The organism is Limnohabitans sp. Bal53, from assembly GCF_003063355.1.
In the GTDB taxonomy this organism is placed as follows: Bacteria; Pseudomonadota; Gammaproteobacteria; order Burkholderiales; family Burkholderiaceae_C; genus Limnohabitans_A.
Window position 1 is genome coordinate 767,982 of record NZ_NESH01000002.1, and the last position, 15,760, is coordinate 783,741.

General features: G+C 59.8%; 15 protein-coding genes and 2 tRNA genes. 7 read left to right on the plus strand and 10 right to left on the minus strand.

The features are described from left to right. Positions 1 to 4 precede the first annotated feature (4 nt). Positions 5 to 1,162 (minus strand): efflux RND transporter periplasmic adaptor subunit, encoded by a 1,158-nt coding sequence (locus B9Z50_RS08525; protein WP_108363217.1) that lies wholly within the window; start codon positions 1,160 to 1,162, stop codon positions 5 to 7. 85 nt (positions 1,163 to 1,247) lie between these two features. On the opposite strand from B9Z50_RS08525, the gene B9Z50_RS08530 reads away from it, so the two are divergent. Next, complete coding sequence (locus B9Z50_RS08530; RefSeq protein ID WP_233249810.1) at positions 1,248 to 2,324, plus strand: squalene/phytoene synthase family protein; 1,077 nt, start codon at positions 1,248 to 1,250, stop codon at positions 2,322 to 2,324. A 31-nt stretch (positions 2,325 to 2,355) separates the two neighbouring features. After that, entirely contained in the window at positions 2,356 to 3,195 is an 840-nt protein-coding gene (hpnD, locus tag B9Z50_RS08535) for a presqualene diphosphate synthase HpnD (RefSeq protein ID WP_108363221.1), read from the plus strand. A 24-nt stretch (positions 3,196 to 3,219) separates the two neighbouring features. Here hpnD and B9Z50_RS08540 read toward each other — a convergent pair whose 3' ends face one another. Then, entirely contained in the window at positions 3,220 to 3,870 is a 651-nt protein-coding gene (locus B9Z50_RS08540) for a glutathione S-transferase family protein (protein ID WP_108363223.1), read from the minus strand. A gap of 59 nt (positions 3,871 to 3,929) precedes the next feature. Then, positions 3,930 to 4,637, minus strand: a complete 708-nt coding sequence (locus tag B9Z50_RS08545; protein WP_108363225.1) for an HAD family hydrolase — start codon at positions 4,635 to 4,637, stop codon at positions 3,930 to 3,932. A gap of 19 nt (positions 4,638 to 4,656) precedes the next feature. Between B9Z50_RS08545 and hemH the strand changes: the two genes are divergently transcribed. From hemH to B9Z50_RS08565, 4 genes are all read left to right on the plus strand, one after another. Then, a complete protein-coding gene (hemH, locus tag B9Z50_RS08550) occupies positions 4,657 to 5,745 on the plus strand; it encodes a ferrochelatase (RefSeq protein WP_108363721.1) in 1,089 nt (362 codons plus the stop codon). A 63-nt stretch (positions 5,746 to 5,808) separates the two neighbouring features. Further along, positions 5,809 to 5,885: transfer RNA gene (locus tag B9Z50_RS08555), tRNA-Pro, on the plus strand. Positions 5,886 to 5,960: 75 nt separating this feature from the next. Next, positions 5,961 to 6,037 (plus strand) — tRNA-Arg (locus B9Z50_RS08560). A gap of 115 nt (positions 6,038 to 6,152) precedes the next feature. Further along, positions 6,153 to 7,100, plus strand: a complete 948-nt coding sequence (locus B9Z50_RS08565) for an ion transporter (RefSeq protein WP_108363227.1) — start codon at positions 6,153 to 6,155, stop codon at positions 7,098 to 7,100. 28 nt (positions 7,101 to 7,128) lie between these two features. On the opposite strand, the gene fliS is transcribed toward B9Z50_RS08565, so the two are convergent. From fliS to flhA, 7 genes are all read right to left on the minus strand, one after another. After that, the gene (gene fliS / locus B9Z50_RS08570) at positions 7,129 to 7,551 is read right to left on the minus strand and encodes a flagellar export chaperone FliS (RefSeq protein WP_108363229.1); all 423 of its coding nucleotides are present in this window, start codon (positions 7,549 to 7,551) and stop codon (positions 7,129 to 7,131) included. Positions 7,552 to 7,643: 92 nt separating this feature from the next. After that, a complete protein-coding gene (locus B9Z50_RS08575; protein WP_108363231.1) occupies positions 7,644 to 8,243 on the minus strand; it encodes a hypothetical protein in 600 nt (199 codons plus the stop codon). Positions 8,244 to 8,275: 32 nt separating this feature from the next. Further along, positions 8,276 to 8,680 (minus strand): hypothetical protein, encoded by a 405-nt coding sequence (locus tag B9Z50_RS08580; RefSeq protein WP_146183185.1) that lies wholly within the window; start codon positions 8,678 to 8,680, stop codon positions 8,276 to 8,278. A 132-nt stretch (positions 8,681 to 8,812) separates the two neighbouring features. Next, entirely contained in the window at positions 8,813 to 9,523 is a 711-nt protein-coding gene (fliA, locus tag B9Z50_RS08585) for an RNA polymerase sigma factor FliA (RefSeq protein WP_233249811.1), read from the minus strand. A gap of 5 nt (positions 9,524 to 9,528) precedes the next feature. Then, positions 9,529 to 10,353 carry a MinD/ParA family protein gene (locus B9Z50_RS08590; RefSeq protein WP_108363235.1) on the minus strand — a complete coding sequence of 275 codons (825 nt, stop codon included), beginning with the start codon at positions 10,351 to 10,353 and terminating at the stop codon, positions 9,529 to 9,531. After that, positions 10,346 to 11,848: a hypothetical protein gene (locus tag B9Z50_RS08595; RefSeq protein ID WP_108363237.1), complete on the minus strand. Its 1,503-nt coding sequence runs from the start codon at positions 11,846 to 11,848 to the stop codon at positions 10,346 to 10,348. The genes B9Z50_RS08590 and B9Z50_RS08595 overlap by 8 nt, the downstream gene beginning before the upstream one ends. Positions 11,849 to 11,854: 6 nt before the next feature. Continuing rightward, a complete protein-coding gene (flhA, locus tag B9Z50_RS08600) occupies positions 11,855 to 13,972 on the minus strand; it encodes a flagellar biosynthesis protein FlhA (protein WP_108363239.1) in 2,118 nt (705 codons plus the stop codon). Positions 13,973 to 14,217: 245 nt separating this feature from the next. Here flhA and B9Z50_RS08605 point away from each other — a divergent pair, with 245 nt between their 5' ends. Further along, positions 14,218 to 15,759 carry a flagellar hook-length control protein FliK gene (locus B9Z50_RS08605; protein WP_108363241.1) on the plus strand — a complete coding sequence of 514 codons (1,542 nt, stop codon included), beginning with the start codon at positions 14,218 to 14,220 and terminating at the stop codon, positions 15,757 to 15,759. Position 15,760: the final 1 nt, after the last annotated feature.

Consider the following 15,760-nt stretch of genomic DNA (forward strand, 5'->3'; position numbering starts at 1 on the left):
GCGATCACCGTGGGGCAGAAGCCGAAGAAGCCGGCACAGGCGCTGAAGCGGATGCTGGCGCAGCGCCGTACACCGTCACTTTCTGACCGGGCGACAACACATGGACCCCGGCGCTGACCACTTTTTGTCCGGGCTTGAGACCGGAGGTGACCACCACCTCGTTGCCATCGACCGGGCCCAACTCGACCGCTTGGCTGTTGACCGTCATGGTGGCTTCGTCCAGCACCCAAACTGCTGTGCCCTGCCCCTCTTGGCGCAAAGCGCTGGTTGGCAATTTGATGACCGAGGCCACCGCACCAGACAAGCCGGGTGCGCGCACATTCATAGTGGCCCCCAAAGGCAAGGCGCCACCCACGGTAGGGGCCAGCGCCAGCTTGACCGCATAAGTGCGCGTGACCGGATCGGCACTGGCCGCCATTTCGCGCACCGTGCCCTGCACCATCTGTCCGGTGCTCAGCACCGTGGCCTGCATGCTCTGACCCACCCGGATCGCCATGATGGCCGACTCGGACACGGCAAACACCGCGTCACGCGGGCCGTCGTGGGCCAGCCGCACCACAGGCTGCCCTGCCGACACGACCTGCCCCACTTCGGCCTCCACAGCGGTGATCACGCCCGCATGGCTGGCTGTTAAACGGGCATAGCCCGCCTGGTTGCCCTGCGCCTGGGCCTGCGCTTTGGCTTGGTTCAGGGCCGCATCGGCCGCCTTGAGACTGGCCTCGCGCCGCTCCAACTCGGCACCGCTGATGAAGTTTTGTGCCTTCAGCGCCTCAAAACGCTTGAATTCAGCCGCCGCCAGATCGCGTTGACTTTGAGCGGCACTCACCTGGGCCTGGGCGGCTTGCGCGGCCAACTGAAAGTCTTGCGCATCCACCAGCGCCAGCAACTGGCCAGCGGCGACGCGTTGACCCGCCTCGGCAGGCCGTTGCACCAGCTTGCCCCCCACCCGAAAGCCCAAGCGCGACTCCACCCGCGCGCGCACCTCGGCGGAGTACTCGCCGCCCAGGTTCAGATCACTGCCCGCCACTGTGAGCAACTTGACCGCGCGCAAGGGCTCTTGGGGTGCTTCGGCCTTAGAACATGCCACCAAAGTAGTCACCAAAGCGCCAAGCGCGCACAAACAAAAAACCCGCCGAGCGGCGAGTGGCATCAAAGAGGGCATGGGAAATCCAGAAAATAATAATGACTGACTGGTTAGTAATCTATTCAAAGCCCCCCCATCTGTCAAGCGACAATAGGGATTGACCATGATCACACCCCCCCCATTTCAGCCAACCCCACCGAGCCCGGGCATGAGTGCGGCCCAGCGTCGGCTGCTGCGCCATGTGTCACGCTCGTTCGATCTGTCCATCCGCCTGTTGCCCAAAGCCTTGCAGGCCCCGGTGGCCATCGGCTACCTGCTGGCCCGCGCCACCGACACCGTGGCCGACACCACCGCCCTGCCCCTGGACCAACGCCAGGTGTTGCTGGACCGCATGACGCAGGCGATCGCCGCCCGGAGCACCTCGGCCTCAGAAGACCCAGAACTCCAGCGCCTGACTCAGGCATTTGCCACGCAACAAACCGACCCGCACGAACGCGCCCTGATGCAGGCCCTGCCCCAATGCCTGCCGCTTTTGCACACCCTGCACCCCGCCGACCTGTCCAGCGTGCGCCAGGTGCTGGGCCACATCACCCGGGGCCAACACTTGGACATGGCCCGCTTTGGCCCAGGCCTGCACGCTTTGCAAACCGAAGCCGAACTGGCCGACTACACCTGGCTGGTGGCCGGTTGTGTGGGCGAGTTCTGGACAGAGCTGTGCGGCCGCCACCTGCCCGGCTACAGCCTGCTGCCGCAAGCCGAGATGATGCGCATTGGTCGGCAGTACGGCATGGGCCTGCAGCGCCTGAACATCATCCGCGACGCGGGGGCAGACCTGGCTGGCGGTCGTTGTTATTGGCCTGTGGACACCCTGACGCACGCGAGCCTGACCCCGGCCAAGCTGGCGCAAGCGGCTCAAACCCCCAATACAGACACCCTGCTCGCCTTGTCCCCGCTGTACAGCCAGTGGCTGGACCACACCCATGCGCAACTGGCCGATGGCATGCGCTACGCCCTGGCCCTCAAGCCCCTGCGCTTGCGGCTGGCCAGCGCCCTGCCGGCATTGATTGGTGCGCGCACCGTGGCGCTACTGCGCCAAGCCGGGCCTGCGGCCCTGAACCAGCGCGTCAAAATGCCGCGCCACGAAGTGCGCGCCCTGCTGTGGCGCATCGCCTTGGGACTGGGGTCTGCGGCCGTTTTGCAAAAAGAATTTCGCAAACTGTCTGGCGAGCCCCTGCCGTGATCTGGCGCTTTGAATGCGAGAATCCCAGCCCATGAGCCCGCAAGACTACGTCCAGCAAAAAGCCGCCGCCTCGGGCAGCAGTTTCTATTACGCCTTTTTGTTTTTGCCCCCTGAGCGGCGTGCGGCCATCACCGCCTTTTATGCCTTTTGCCGCGAAGTGGACGACGTGGTCGACGAAATCAAAGACCCCGGTGTGGCCGCGACCAAACTCGCCTGGTGGCAAAAAGAAGTGATGCAAGCCTACGCAGGCCAGCCCAGCCACCCCGTCATGCACGCCCTCATGCCCTTGGCCCCCACTTTCGGCATCGAAAGCCGCCACCTCATGGCCGTGATCGAAGGCTGCCAGATGGACTTGAACCAGACACGGTATCTGGACTTTGCAGGCCTGACGAAATACTGCCACCTGGTGGCCGGCGTGGTGGGCGAAGTCGCCGCCCGCATCTTTGGCCAGACCGACGAGGCCACTACTGCCTATGCGCACAAGCTGGGCCTGGCCTTTCAAATGACCAACATCATCCGCGACGTGGGCGAAGACGCCATGCGCGGGCGCATCTATTTGCCGCTGGACGAGCAGCAACGCTTTGGCGTCAAAGCCAATGAGCTGATCCAGCGCGACTATTCAGACCGCTTCACCGCACTGATGAAATTCCAGACCGAGCGCGCCCACGCGCTGTACGACGAAGCGCTGGACCTGCTGCCCGCCGCCGACCGCCGCGCCCAAAAACCCGGCCTCATGATGGCCAGCATCTACCGCACCTTGCTGCGCGAAATCGAAGCCTCGGGCTTTGAGGTGCTGCACCAGCGCATCGCCCTCACGCCGCTGCGCAAGTTGTGGTTGGCGTGGAAGATGCAGGCGCTGGGGCGGTTCTGAACCTCCAGCCAGCAGGCTCTGGGCTTAAGGCAGCGCCCGCACTTGCTTTTGCCCCTCGCGCGCCATGCAGGCCTGCAACCAGGCGGACACCGCCGGGTATTGCGCCAGCAAACCCGGGGCCGGGCGAATCCAGTTGGCCACGCTGGCCACACACACATCGGCCACGGTGAAACGATCGGCCGCCAAATGCGCCTGGCCTTGGACGTGCTGGGCTTGCAGATGCGCCTCCAGCACGGCCAGTGGCACTTTCAAGCGGTTTTCGGCTTGCTCGGCCAGCTCGGGCTTGCGCTGGTCGGCGGGCATGGCCATGCGGTGCATGAGCACCGTGAGCGCGTCTTTTTCAAGCTCGGTCACCGTCCAGAAGCTCCAGCGCAGGGCTTCGGCTTCTTCGCGGGGCGAGGCGGGGGTGATCGACTGGCCATCGGCATGGCCGTGCACGCGCGCAATGTAGAGCGCGCAGGCCATGCTTTCCCACACGGTAACCGTGCCTTCGGGCCGATCGTCCACCACCACCGGAACATGGCCATTGGGGTTGAGCGCCAAAAACTCGGGCGTACGTGTCGCGCCTGCTTTGTAGTTCATGTCGATGTGCTCAAAGGGCACGCCCAATTCGAGTGCGGCCCACAAGGGTCGCGCGGCGCGGGATGCGCTGATGCCGTAAATTTTCAAAGTCATGGGGGTCACCTCAAGTGTCGATTCACGAAAAGAGTGTTTTCAGACCGTGAAGGCCTGTCCTAACGCTGGTAATCAGGCCAGCTGGCGCACAGCGCGTGCAAGTCCCTCACCTCTAAGTGGGGACGCATGTCGCCATGGGTCCAGTCGTGGCCTTCGCGGTTGAGCCAAGCCACTTGCATGCCAGCGGCCAGTGCGCCCACGCAGTCGGCGTGCGCGTCGTCGCCAATGTGCAGCACCTCATGCGGCTGCACACCCGCCGCTGCGGCGCCCGCCTCAAAAATGCGCAAGTCCGGCTTGGCCACGCCCAGCGACTGGGCACTCACGCTGGCGTGAAAGTGCTGGCCAATGCCCACGCGGTGCACGTCGGCGTTGCCGTTGGACAGCGCCACCACCGGCATGCGCTGGCTCCAAAATGCCAGCGCAGGCAGCGCATCGTCAAACAAATCGACCCGTTGGCGCTCGGCAAAAAACACCTCAAAAGCCGCCTCGGCCAGGTGCACGGGCTCCCCGGCTTGATGCAGCAAGGCGCGGATCGATTCCCGGCGCAAAAACGACAAATCATGCGCCCGGTCGGCGTGGCGGGCGTTGATCTCGGCGCGGATGGCTTTTTTGAGCTCGGCGTCGGCCGACAGCGCGGCGGCGCCGGGGGCGTGGGTGTTCAGCCAAGTCTGTAAAACCACCTCGGCCCGGCCAATCGTGGGCCAAACGGGCCACAATGTGTCGTCCAGATCGAGGGTAATGGCTTTGATTCGGGAAATGTCAATCATGGTGGTGGGAGAATACCGCATGGCATTTCAAAAAGAACCCTCCTTCCAGCATGGTCAGGCCGCCAAAACGGCTGTCTTGTATTGCAACCTGGGCACGCCCAGCGCCCCCACCGCCCCAGCCCTGCGCAAGTACCTGGCCGAGTTTCTGGGCGACAGCCGCGTGGTCGAGATCCCCAAACCCATCTGGTGGCTGATCCTGCACGGCATCATCTTGCGTGTACGCCCGGCCAAATCGGCCGCCAAATACGCCAGCATCTGGACCGAGCAAGGCTCGCCCCTCAAAGCCTTCACCGAACAACAAGCCCAGTCGCTGGGCACCGCTTTGCAAGAGCGTGGCCACCACGTGGCCGTGCGCTACGCCATGCGCTACGGCCAGCCATCGATCCCGGCGCAGCTCGACGCCTTGAAAGCCGAAGGCGTGCAGCGCGTGCTCATCTTGCCAGCCTACCCGCAGTACAGCGGAACCACCACGGCCAGCGTGTTTGACGCGGTCTACCGCTGGGGCCTCAAAACGCGGCTCATCCCCGAGATGCGCTTTGTCAACCACTACCACGACGACCCGCGATACATCGCCGCCTTGGCCCAAACCGTGCGTGAACATTGGGCGGTCAACGGCCAGGCCGAGCAACTGGTCATGAGCTTTCACGGCGTGCCCGAACGCACCTTGCAGCTGGGTGACCCCTACCACTGCGAGTGCATGAAAACAGGCCGCTTGCTGGCCGAAGCGCTGGGCCTGACCAAAGACCAGTACAAACTCACCTTCCAGTCGCGCTTTGGCAAAGCCAAGTGGCTGGAGCCCTACACTGAACCCACCTTGGTGGCCATGGCCGGGCAAGGCGTGAAAAAAGTCGACGTGATCTGCCCGGGTTTTACAAGCGATTGCCTGGAAACATTGGAAGAAATCCAGCAAGAAGCACAAGAAGCGTTTTTGCACGCCGGCGGCGAAAGCTTCAGCTACATCCCCTGCCTGAACAAAAACGCCCAGTGGATCGAAGCCGTGACCGACATCAGCTTGGACCACATGCAGGCCTGGGACTTGTCAGCGCCTGACGCCAAAGCGCTGGCTGCCAGCCGCGAACGCGCATTGGCACATGGCTCAAAAAACTAAACAGAGTTTTTTTGCCCACCATCCCGGATACCCCCTCATTTGGGGGTTAGAATACCGATCAGTCGGAGCGTAGCGCAGCCTGGTAGCGCATCTGCTTTGGGAGCAGAGGGTCGCGAGTTCGAATCCCGCCGCTCCGACCATTTCTACGATGCCCAACCAGCGCATTGACAACTGAATCCAACAAAAAGGCCCGTTTAGGGCCTTTGTTGTTTATTCTGCCCGTAGCTCAGTTGGATAGAGCAACAGCCTTCTAAGCTGTGGGTCACAGGTTCGATCCCTGTCGGGCAGACCACTTCCCCTGCTACGCGCGCTCTGCTTGAAGGCGGCCGACCCCAACTGCGTTGTTGAGCCGGTCCATTGCTAAGCCCTGGTTTTGGTCTATATTGCAAAAAACACCAAAATCACGCATGCACAAGAAATCCCTGCAAACCCGCTACCTGGAGATTCTGGAAGGTAACCATGCCGATGACCACTGGAGCCGTTTCAGCCAGCTGTTCATCACCTCACTGGTCCTGGCCAACATCATTGCCGTGGTGATGGAATCGGTGCCCGCCATGGCAAGCCGGTTTGGCACCGCTTTACAGTGGTTCGAGTGGGTGTCGGTGGCCATTTTTTCGATCGAATACTTGGCCCGCACCTGGGCCCATGGCGCTCGGTACAAGGTCACTGCTGGCGGCGCGTGGCGTGGACGCAAAGCCTACATCACGAGTTTTTATGGCCTGGTCGATCTGGCCGCCATCGCGCCTTTTTACCTGCAAGTCCTTTTGCCCGGGCTCGATCTGCGGGTGCTGCGCATCGTACGCCTGGTGCGGGTGTTCAAGCTGTCACACTACAGCAGCGCCATCGAAGACCTGATCCACGCCATCGAGGGCGAAAAACGCTCCTTCATCGCGGCGCTTTACCTGTTGCTGATCGTTTTGCTGCTGTTTGGCTCGCTCATGTATTTTGCCGAGCACAGCGCTCAACCCGACAAATTTGGCTCCATTCCGCAAAGCCTGTACTGGGCCGCCATCACCTTGACCACCGTCGGCTACGGCGATGTATCGCCCGTGACCTGGGTGGGTCAGATGATCGCGGTCATGACGGCTTTCATGGGCGTTTGCACCGTGGCCTTGCTCACCGGCATCGTGGCCAATGCCTTTGCCAACCAGTTGGCCAGGCGGCGTGCCATTTTTGAAGCGGAGTTGCGCCAGGCTCTGAAAGACGGCGAATTGCACGAAGACGAAATCGCTCGTCTGGAACAAATGAAAAAGGCCTTCAACCTGAGCGACAACCAAGCGCAGAGCATTTTGGCCAACGTCGAAATGGAAAACAAAGTCCCCCCGACGGACGCACATAACAAAACAGCCCCTTAAAGGGGCTGCTGACCAGGGGCAAAACCCATCAGTTGGCGTAACGCATGGCCGGTTGGGTCTGACCCAGCAAACTGGGCAAGGTCTTCCAGGCTTCGGCAATGTCTTTGATCAGGCTTTGCACTTCTTCCAACACCGCCAGGTCGTTGTAGGCGTTGACGTGAAACAGGCGACGCGTCACATAGGCATACAGCTCATTGAGGTTTTGAGCCAACTCACCACCGCGCTCAAAATCCAGGGCACCCTGCAAACCGACCACGATGCGACCAGCACGTGACAGCGCTTTGGACTTTTCCTCGATGGCGTTGTTCTGAATGTGGCCCTTGGCAGATGCCAAGCTTTCGGTCAGACCGTCAAACAGCATCTGGATCAGCTGGACATTGTCCGCTGTGGCCACGCCAGTGACCACTTGAACCGAACCGTAGCTTTGAGCCGCTCTTGAATATGCACGCATGGTAGAAAACCCTTTATCAACTGCTTGTACAAAGAGTATCGGAAAGGCTCCGGAAAACTTGAGCCCCCAAGGTGCAAACTGAAACAAAAAACTCAAGTGGCCGAAGGCGGCACCAAAGCCGGCACATCGGCCACAGGCCTGGGCAGCAGGTTCACCGACAAGGGCTGTGCCAAAGTCAATAAAGCTTTGCTGTAGAGCGTTTGGCCGACCTCATCCAAGGCTGCGCGCACCGCATCGAGCTGATCGGCAGGCAACTGGGTACTGTCCACACCACATTTATAGAGGGTATTGACCTGGGCCGAAGGCAACCAAGACTCCACAGGGCCGCGTAAAGTCGTGATCAGTTTGGTGTTTTTAGGCTCGCCGTTCAGGCCCCGCTGACCGTCTTTGACTGCCTCCTGGAAAATCGATTCGATGTGCTTGTGCAGCACCATCTCGTACCGCTCACGCACCTCCATCAACAACGAAGGGTCCATCCCCTCAGGTACGCGACCGGTCATGGCATCCCAAAGCTTTTTGGAAGACAAACCCGCAAATGGGCCCACAGAGACAGGCTCTTTCGTGTCATGCAACGACTGGGCAAATTGCCGGGTTTCCTTTTCGATGGCGTTGACCCGGTCCACCAGATAAATGATGAAAACCAGAACCACCAACAAGCCGATGGCGATGAAGGCCAAAACAAAAGGTTCCATAGAGCCCAATTCGGATCAGAGTGTCAAAGACCTCAAGAAGCGCCTGAGGTGCTTTGATTATCTGGTGATTGAGCCAATTCGTCGCGCAAAAACTGTAAAACCTGAAAAGGCTCTGTCAATCTCAGTTCGTAAAGGCAAATTTGGTTGGCCAGACCCTGCATCGTTTCGATGGCCTGAGGTGCCGGAATTTCGGCACGTTGATAGCGCCCACCCAGTTGGTAGGCCTCAAAGGCATACTCTTCGGGCAAATACACATAGATTTCGTTCTCGCCCGCCTTGACCTTCTGGAAAACAGAGGGCTCCGGAAGTGGCGGCTTCTCTTTTCCGTTGGCGATGGCCAAAGCGGCCAGCTCCTGCCAGGATGCCGTTTGCTCTGCACCCGTCACGAATGACTTGTCCAGATGAGCCCGGCACAGCAATCCCATGCGGATGCGCATGCTCCTAGCCTCGCGCGAATCTGACTTGGTCGAAGTGACTTTGTCAAAAAGCGCTTGCGCCTTTTTCATTTCATCGTCAGGATTTTTGGGTGAAAAGATGGAAAACATGTATTTTTCAATTTTACCATTTCATCACCCAACTTGCAGTGTAAGACGCAACTTTTTAACAACAGAGGACAAAATCTGACTCACCCTTGATTCGCTGACACCCAGCACTTCGCCAATTTCCTTGAGGTTGAGTTCTTCCACGTAGTAAAGGTTCATGACCAGTTTCTCGCGCTCGGGCAAGTCGTCGATGGCCTGAACGACCGCGTCCATGAACTCGGCCTCCTCCACCATGACCTCGGGCTGCATGGCACTGTCACCAGGCATGCTCATGACCTCGTCGTTGACCACTTCCATGGAAAAGGTTTCAAAACGCTTGGCCTGACCGCGCTCACGTTGGAACTCGTCAAGCTCTTTGCCCATGAACAAGGCCAACTCGGACTGCGTCGGCGACCGGCCCAACTCGGCTGCCAACACGTGCACCGCCTCGTTTTCACTTTTGTTGAACGCCACGGCCGAGCGTGGCAAAAAGGACTGCCTGCGCACCTCGTCGAGGATGGCGCCGCGCACACGACTCAAGGCAAAGTGCTCAAATTCGAACCCTTTGGTCGGGTCAAAAGAGCGCGCCGCCTCGATCAGCCCGACCATGCCCACCTGGATCAGCTCGTCGAGTTCCATGAAAGGTGGAACACGGGCTTTCAGGTGAATGGCTACGCGCTTGACCATCGGCATGTGAGCGAGGATCAGCGACTCGTGGCGGTTGTCCACCTGTTCATAGAGGGAAATGGTGCTGGCCACGGCGATCACCTTACCGAAGATGCGCGGAGCATGCGCTCTGCGAAAAACTGCATACGTCCCGACGGTCCATCCAAGGGCGGCAGGTGATCGATGGCATCGGCCAAGGCCCGAAAATCACGGGCGGCAGCGCTGCCGGGGGCAAACTCCAGCACCGACTGGTACTTGCGCAAAGATTGCAGGACCAACTCATCGGCCTCGATGGACTGCAAAAACCGGAGCGAAACCCCCAGGAATCGGTTGCACACATCGTTGAGGCGGCGGTGCAATTGCCGCCCCTCATGGGCATTGCCCACCATGTTGGGAATCAGGTAAATCTCATCCAGAGATTGCTCAGTGGCCATGACCTTGATCAGGCCATACGCATCGGCAATGGACGAAGGCTGGTCGCAGACCACCACAAATCGGCGCTGGCAAGCGGCCATGAAATCGAGCACGGCGGGGGCAATGCCCGCCGCCACATCCACCACCAAATAGTCCACCGGCTCTTGCAAGGCATCAAAGGCTCGGATCATGCTGGCAATTTGCTGGGTGTCGAGCGCAGCAATGTCACGCAAACCCGAAGCCCCTGGCACCAAGCGAATGCCCTGCTTGGTGGTCACCATGACCTCGTCCAGCGTTTTCTCGCCATTGAGCACGTGGCTGATATTAAAAGGCGCATGTGCACCCAAGGCAATTTGGGCGTTGGCCATGCCCAGGTCGGCATCGAGCAGCATCACCTTGTGGCCACGAGCGGCCAAGGCCACCGCCAGGTTGATGGACACGGTGGTTTTACCAGCGCCACCCTTGCCGCTGGCCACGCCGATCACCTGAGGAAAAACGGGCTTATCCATGCGCAACTTTCAAGGCAGCAGAAGCATTGGGAGACTTTCTGCGGGAGGATTTCATGGGCACGGCACCCATCAAAGTGGGGATCAAGATATCGTCATCCAAGTTAATGTTGCGAGGCTGTACCACTGTCTTGCGCTCAGGTTTGACAGCCTGTGCAAGCTTGGGCTTGGGGGAGCGAGGGGCGCGAACCGGCGCACTGGGCAACTCGGCTGACGCCGAAAGGACCGGCGCTGCCGTCTTCAAAATGGCCGCTTGGGGCAAGTGCTGCATCAAGGGCGCCATGGCCAGTTGCACCAAACTCTGCGCATCAAAAGGCAGCGCCACCTGATCGATGCGGCTGGCACCAGCCATGCAGGAGACACCCAAAGACTGCTCACTCAAACCCTTGATCAGCGCCCAAGGGTATGCGGCTTCATCCACCTTGCTCAGCATCAAGGAAGACCAGTTCAAAGCAGAATTTTGGAGTATTTTTTGCACGCTGGTCACTGTAGCATCAACCGGTAACACCGCATGGCGCAAGACTTTCGGGTGCTCAGCTTGCAGCAGCTCGGCTTGGGCTGAAAAATCGGTCCCACAGGTGTCGATCCAGACCGTTTTGCCCTCCAACTCCTGCAACAAGGTGAGCAACATGTCTGAATTGGCGGCTCGGAAACACGCCACCCCCGACTGTGCGGCCAGCAACTGCATCTGGGCCCATGCACCTGGGCGCTGATCGGCAAAACTAACCATGGCCTGGTTTTCAACCCCGTGGACTTGGGCTGCAGCATAAGCCAGACGTCCCACCATGGAGGTCTTGCCCGAACCCGACGGACCACACAGCGCATGCACACCCGACTCGGGCGGTGCCATGGCCGGACGGTTCAACGCCCCGACCAGCAAACTCTCCATCACGGGCCAGGCTTCTTCAACGCTCTCTAACGCCTGGATGCTGTCGGTCAACAAAGCGCGCAGACCCGCTGGCATGCCCACCTCGCTCATGGCCATCGACAGCTGCTGGATCGCTGGAGACAAACGCAGCCCGTCTTGCCAAGGCATCATCTGACGCGACAAGCTGAACTCCTTGCGCAGCGCCGCCATTTCAAGGCGGAGCATTTCCACGATTTCCTGGCTGCGCTGGCCTTCATGCTGCTGCAGGGCTTGCGCTTCCTGGTGCACTGCCGGGGCTGATGCCACAGCCGCGGGCGCAGCCACGGCCACATCGACCGGCAATGCCACTTGAGGCAAAGACTCATCGGGTGGCAAAGGTGCAAAAGCACTGGCGCTTTGGAACAACTTTGAAAACGGCACAAACGCCGCAGCTTCTTCACGGCTCTCGGCCGCCTGGACAGGCGCTGCCACCTCGGCCTTGGGTGCAGCGTCCAGGTCCACGGCCACAATCAGCTCAATTTGGTTGTCCAAGCGCTGGCTGGAGATGATCAGCACATCTTTGCCATACAACTGAATGGCTTTTTCATTGGCAGCACGACTGTCGCGGGCGAGAATGCGTTTGAGTTCCATGATCTATCAGGCCTTGGTAACAGAGGGGTTATTGCGGGGGTCGGCTTGCACGGTGTGGATCACCTTGACCGGTTGGTCATCCGGAATCTCGCTGTAGGACAGCACGGTCAAGTCGCTCACGCGGAAGCGCACGGCCTTGGACATCCAGGGGCGAATCGCAGGAGAAACCACCAGCACAGCGGCAAAGCCTTGTTCTTCGGTGTTGCGGGCACTTTCGCGCAGCGCGGCAAACAGGCTTTCGGCCAGGCTGGGCTCCAGCACCATGCCGGGCGAACCATTGTTTTGTTGCAGCACGTTGTGCAGCAGTTGCTCCAGATGGGGGTCCAGCGTCATCACCGACAAGGTCTCGCGGTTTTCCAGCAAGCCCTGCACGATCATGCGGCCCAGCTTGGGGCGCACCAATTGAGCCAACTGGTCAGGGTCTTGCGTGCGGCCACTGACCTCGGTCAAAGCCTCGACCACGGTGCGCATGTCGCGAATCGGCACAGACTCCTGCAGCAAGTTTTGCAACGTGCGGGTCACCACGCCCAAAGACAGCTTGCCAGGCACCAACTCTTCGACCAACTTGGGCGACTTGGCAGCCAGCTTGTCCAGCAGTTTTTGGGCTTCGTCGTGGCTCAGCAATTCATGGGCACTGTCACGCAACACCTTGTTCATGTGGGTGGCAATCGCCGTGCTCGGGTCCACCACCGTGTAGCCCAGAGCGCGGGCCTGGTCACGCCAGGCCGGCTCGATCCAGACGGCTTCCAGACCAAAAGCAGGCTCCTTGGTGGGCTGGCCTTCGACTTTTCCGTACACCTTGCCAGGGTTAATGGCCAACTCACGGCCTACCTTGACTTCGCCTCGTCCACGCACCACACCATTCAAAACAATATGGTAAGCGTCAGGCTCCAGATTCAGGGCATCACGGATGCGCACCGGCTGCACCAAAAAGCCCAGCTCGGCCGACAACTTCTTGCGCACACCTTTGACCCGGGTCATCAGCTGACCACCCGACTCTTGGTTGACCAATGGAATCAAGCCATAACCAATTTCCAAGCCAATCAGGTCCACCTGCTCGACATCATCCCAGTCCAGCTCTTTAGGGGCATCACTGACCGGGGCTGCAGGCGCTGCCGCCTTTTGCTCGAGCACCATTTCTTTGCGCATGACCATGAAGGCGATACCCGCCGTGGCAGCAGCCAAGGTCAGGAACACCATGTGCGGCATGCCGGGCACCAGACCCAAAATGGTCAGGATGCCGGCGGCAATAAACAAAGCTGGCACGTTCGCCAATTGGCTGGTGGCCTGCTCGGTCATCGACTCGGAAGTGGTCACGCGGGTCACGATGATGGCGGTGGCCAGCGACAAGAACAAAGAGGGGATCTGAGCCACCAGGCCGTCACCAATGGTCAACAGCACGTAAATGCGGCTCGCCTCACCCGCCGACAAGTCGTGCTGGCCAATACCGATGGCCAAGCCACCCACAATGTTGATGATCAAAATCAGCAAACCCGCCAAGGCATCGCCACTGACAAACTTGGAGGCACCGTCCATCGAGCCGAAAAAGTCAGACTCCTGAGCCAGCTCTTCGCGGCGCTTCTTGGCGGTTTCCTGGTCAATCACGCCGGCGTTCAAGTCGGCATCGATCGACATCTGCTTGCCCGGCATCGCATCCAAGGTGAAACGGGCATTGACCTCAGAAACGCGTCCAGCACCCTTGGTCACCACAAAAAAGTTCACGATCATCAAAATCACAAAGATGATGAAACCCACCACGTAGTTACCACCGATCACGAACTCGCCAAAAGCGGCAATCACCTTGCCGGCCGCCTCCGGGCCTTCATGACCATTGACCAACACCACACGGGTCGAAGCCACGTTCAAGGCCAGACGCAGCATCGTGGCAAACAAGAGCACAGATGGGAAAGAAGAAAACTCCAGCGGCTTACGGGTCCCGATGGCGATCATGATGATCACCAAGCCAATCACGATGTTGAAGGTGAACAAAATGTCCAGCAGCAGCGCTGGCAAGGGCACCACCAACATGGCCATGATGATGAGCACCAAGGCGGGAATGCCCAAGCCCGCCAGATCGTAGCGCGACAGGTTCTGTCGGATCGTTGACAGGGTCAAGGTGGTCATAGTCAAAAGGCCGCTGTTTGATGGGGAAAAATCGGTTTTTTATGGGGCTCTCAACACCACAAAGCAATAGGTGTGCCAACACTACCGACACCCCCTCTTCAAAAATCTGCAACTTTGAGCCTTCACCCAGGCAAGCTGGTGCGCAAATTGCTCACTTCTGTGGACAACACCCTCAACGGCAAAGATTGACCGCCACCATTTTTTGCGCAGTTTTTGGAAAAGACCCCATCTGTAAAGCCCAGCCCATGACCATCACCCTCAGCGACAACCTCAGTGCGGCCAATACAGGCCTCAATATGGGAACTTCAGAATTCAAATCCGAAGCCCCTCCCCCATTCGATGGCCCAAGTTTTGGGCAATTCATGTCGGAGATGTTTCAACTGCAGGCCGACAAGCCCGACACAACAGCCCAAGAAGAAACAGACCTCGTCGAAACCATGGGGCAAGGAATTGCCGACCCTTTCGCCTTGGCCAACGCCAGCGCCATCACCGATGCAACCGCATGGCCCCTCAAAGCTGTCACCCTTGGCCCCCACCTGAACGTGATCACCCAAGACAACTCAGCCCCAGATACCCAAAGCCTCGAAGCATTCGCCCGCGCCCAAGGTCTCGACGAGCAGGCCGTCAGCTGGCTCTTTGGCAACCATTCAGGCGGTGCAACGCTCTCACCCACACTCGAGCCCAAAGTCGAAGGCGATGTGCAAGCCCTGGGCAAGATGGAAGCCTTTGGGGCCAAGTCCACAGCCTTTGCCAGCTCCCCCGTCAGCTCCCCAGTCAGCTCCCCAGTCAGCTCCCCAGTCAGCTCCCTGCCCAGTACCACCACCAACATACTCAATTCAGCCGCGCTCGGCTTACAAACCCAAGCAGTGCCAACCAACCAGCTCCCAAACATCACCTTGCCGGGGCCAACCAACGGGTCTGCGGGCCTACTGGGCAGCGCCCTGATCGGCGCACAAGCCCTCTGGGCCACGGCCGAAGAAACTGACGCCGCCCCTCAAACCAGCGCCAGCGCCATCGCCGAAGAAGCCCTGCCCATCCAAATGCTGCGCATGGCCCCACCAGCGGCCGTCTGGATGCAACGCGGCGTCATGAACAACGTGCTGCTGGACAACGCCAAAGCCCAAACACCAGCCACCATCAGCACCAGCGAGCTGGACCTGGGTGAAGACTGGGGCGGCGAGACGCTGCAGCAATTGCTGGGCACTGAGGGCGGCGTCAGCGGCTCCAGCAGCACAGGCACCCATGGCACGGCTTACGCCAACTTTGCCTCCCGCTGGGACGCGCAGGCCGCCAGCCGCAACGACACGGCCAACGCCAAAGGCCCCGCCCAAGACCTGCCCGACACCCAGGCCCGCAGTGACAACATCCAGAACCTGGCCGACAAAATGGGCCAAGCCGTGGGCCAGCGCATCCTGTCCGAAATGGAAAAAGGCCAATGGCACCTTAAACTCCAGCTGCGCCCGGCCACACTGGGTCACATTGAAGTGGAAATGAGGATGCGCAGCGGCGAATTCGATGCCATCTTCACCGCTCCGAATGCGACCACACGCGATCTGTTGCAAGACGGCATGGTCAAACTCAGGGAAACCTTGTCGCAAATGGGCATGGATGTTGCTAACATCCATGTAGGTAACGGTCAAACCGGACAAAGTGGCGGAGACTCGACACCTGGCACGCCCAAAGGCAAAACCTCTCAAGTAGAGGCCAAAGCCACGGAACGTACCGCCGAAACACCCCGTGCACCAAGCGTCAAAGACCCCAGTGATGGTCTGGACGTCCTGGTCTGAC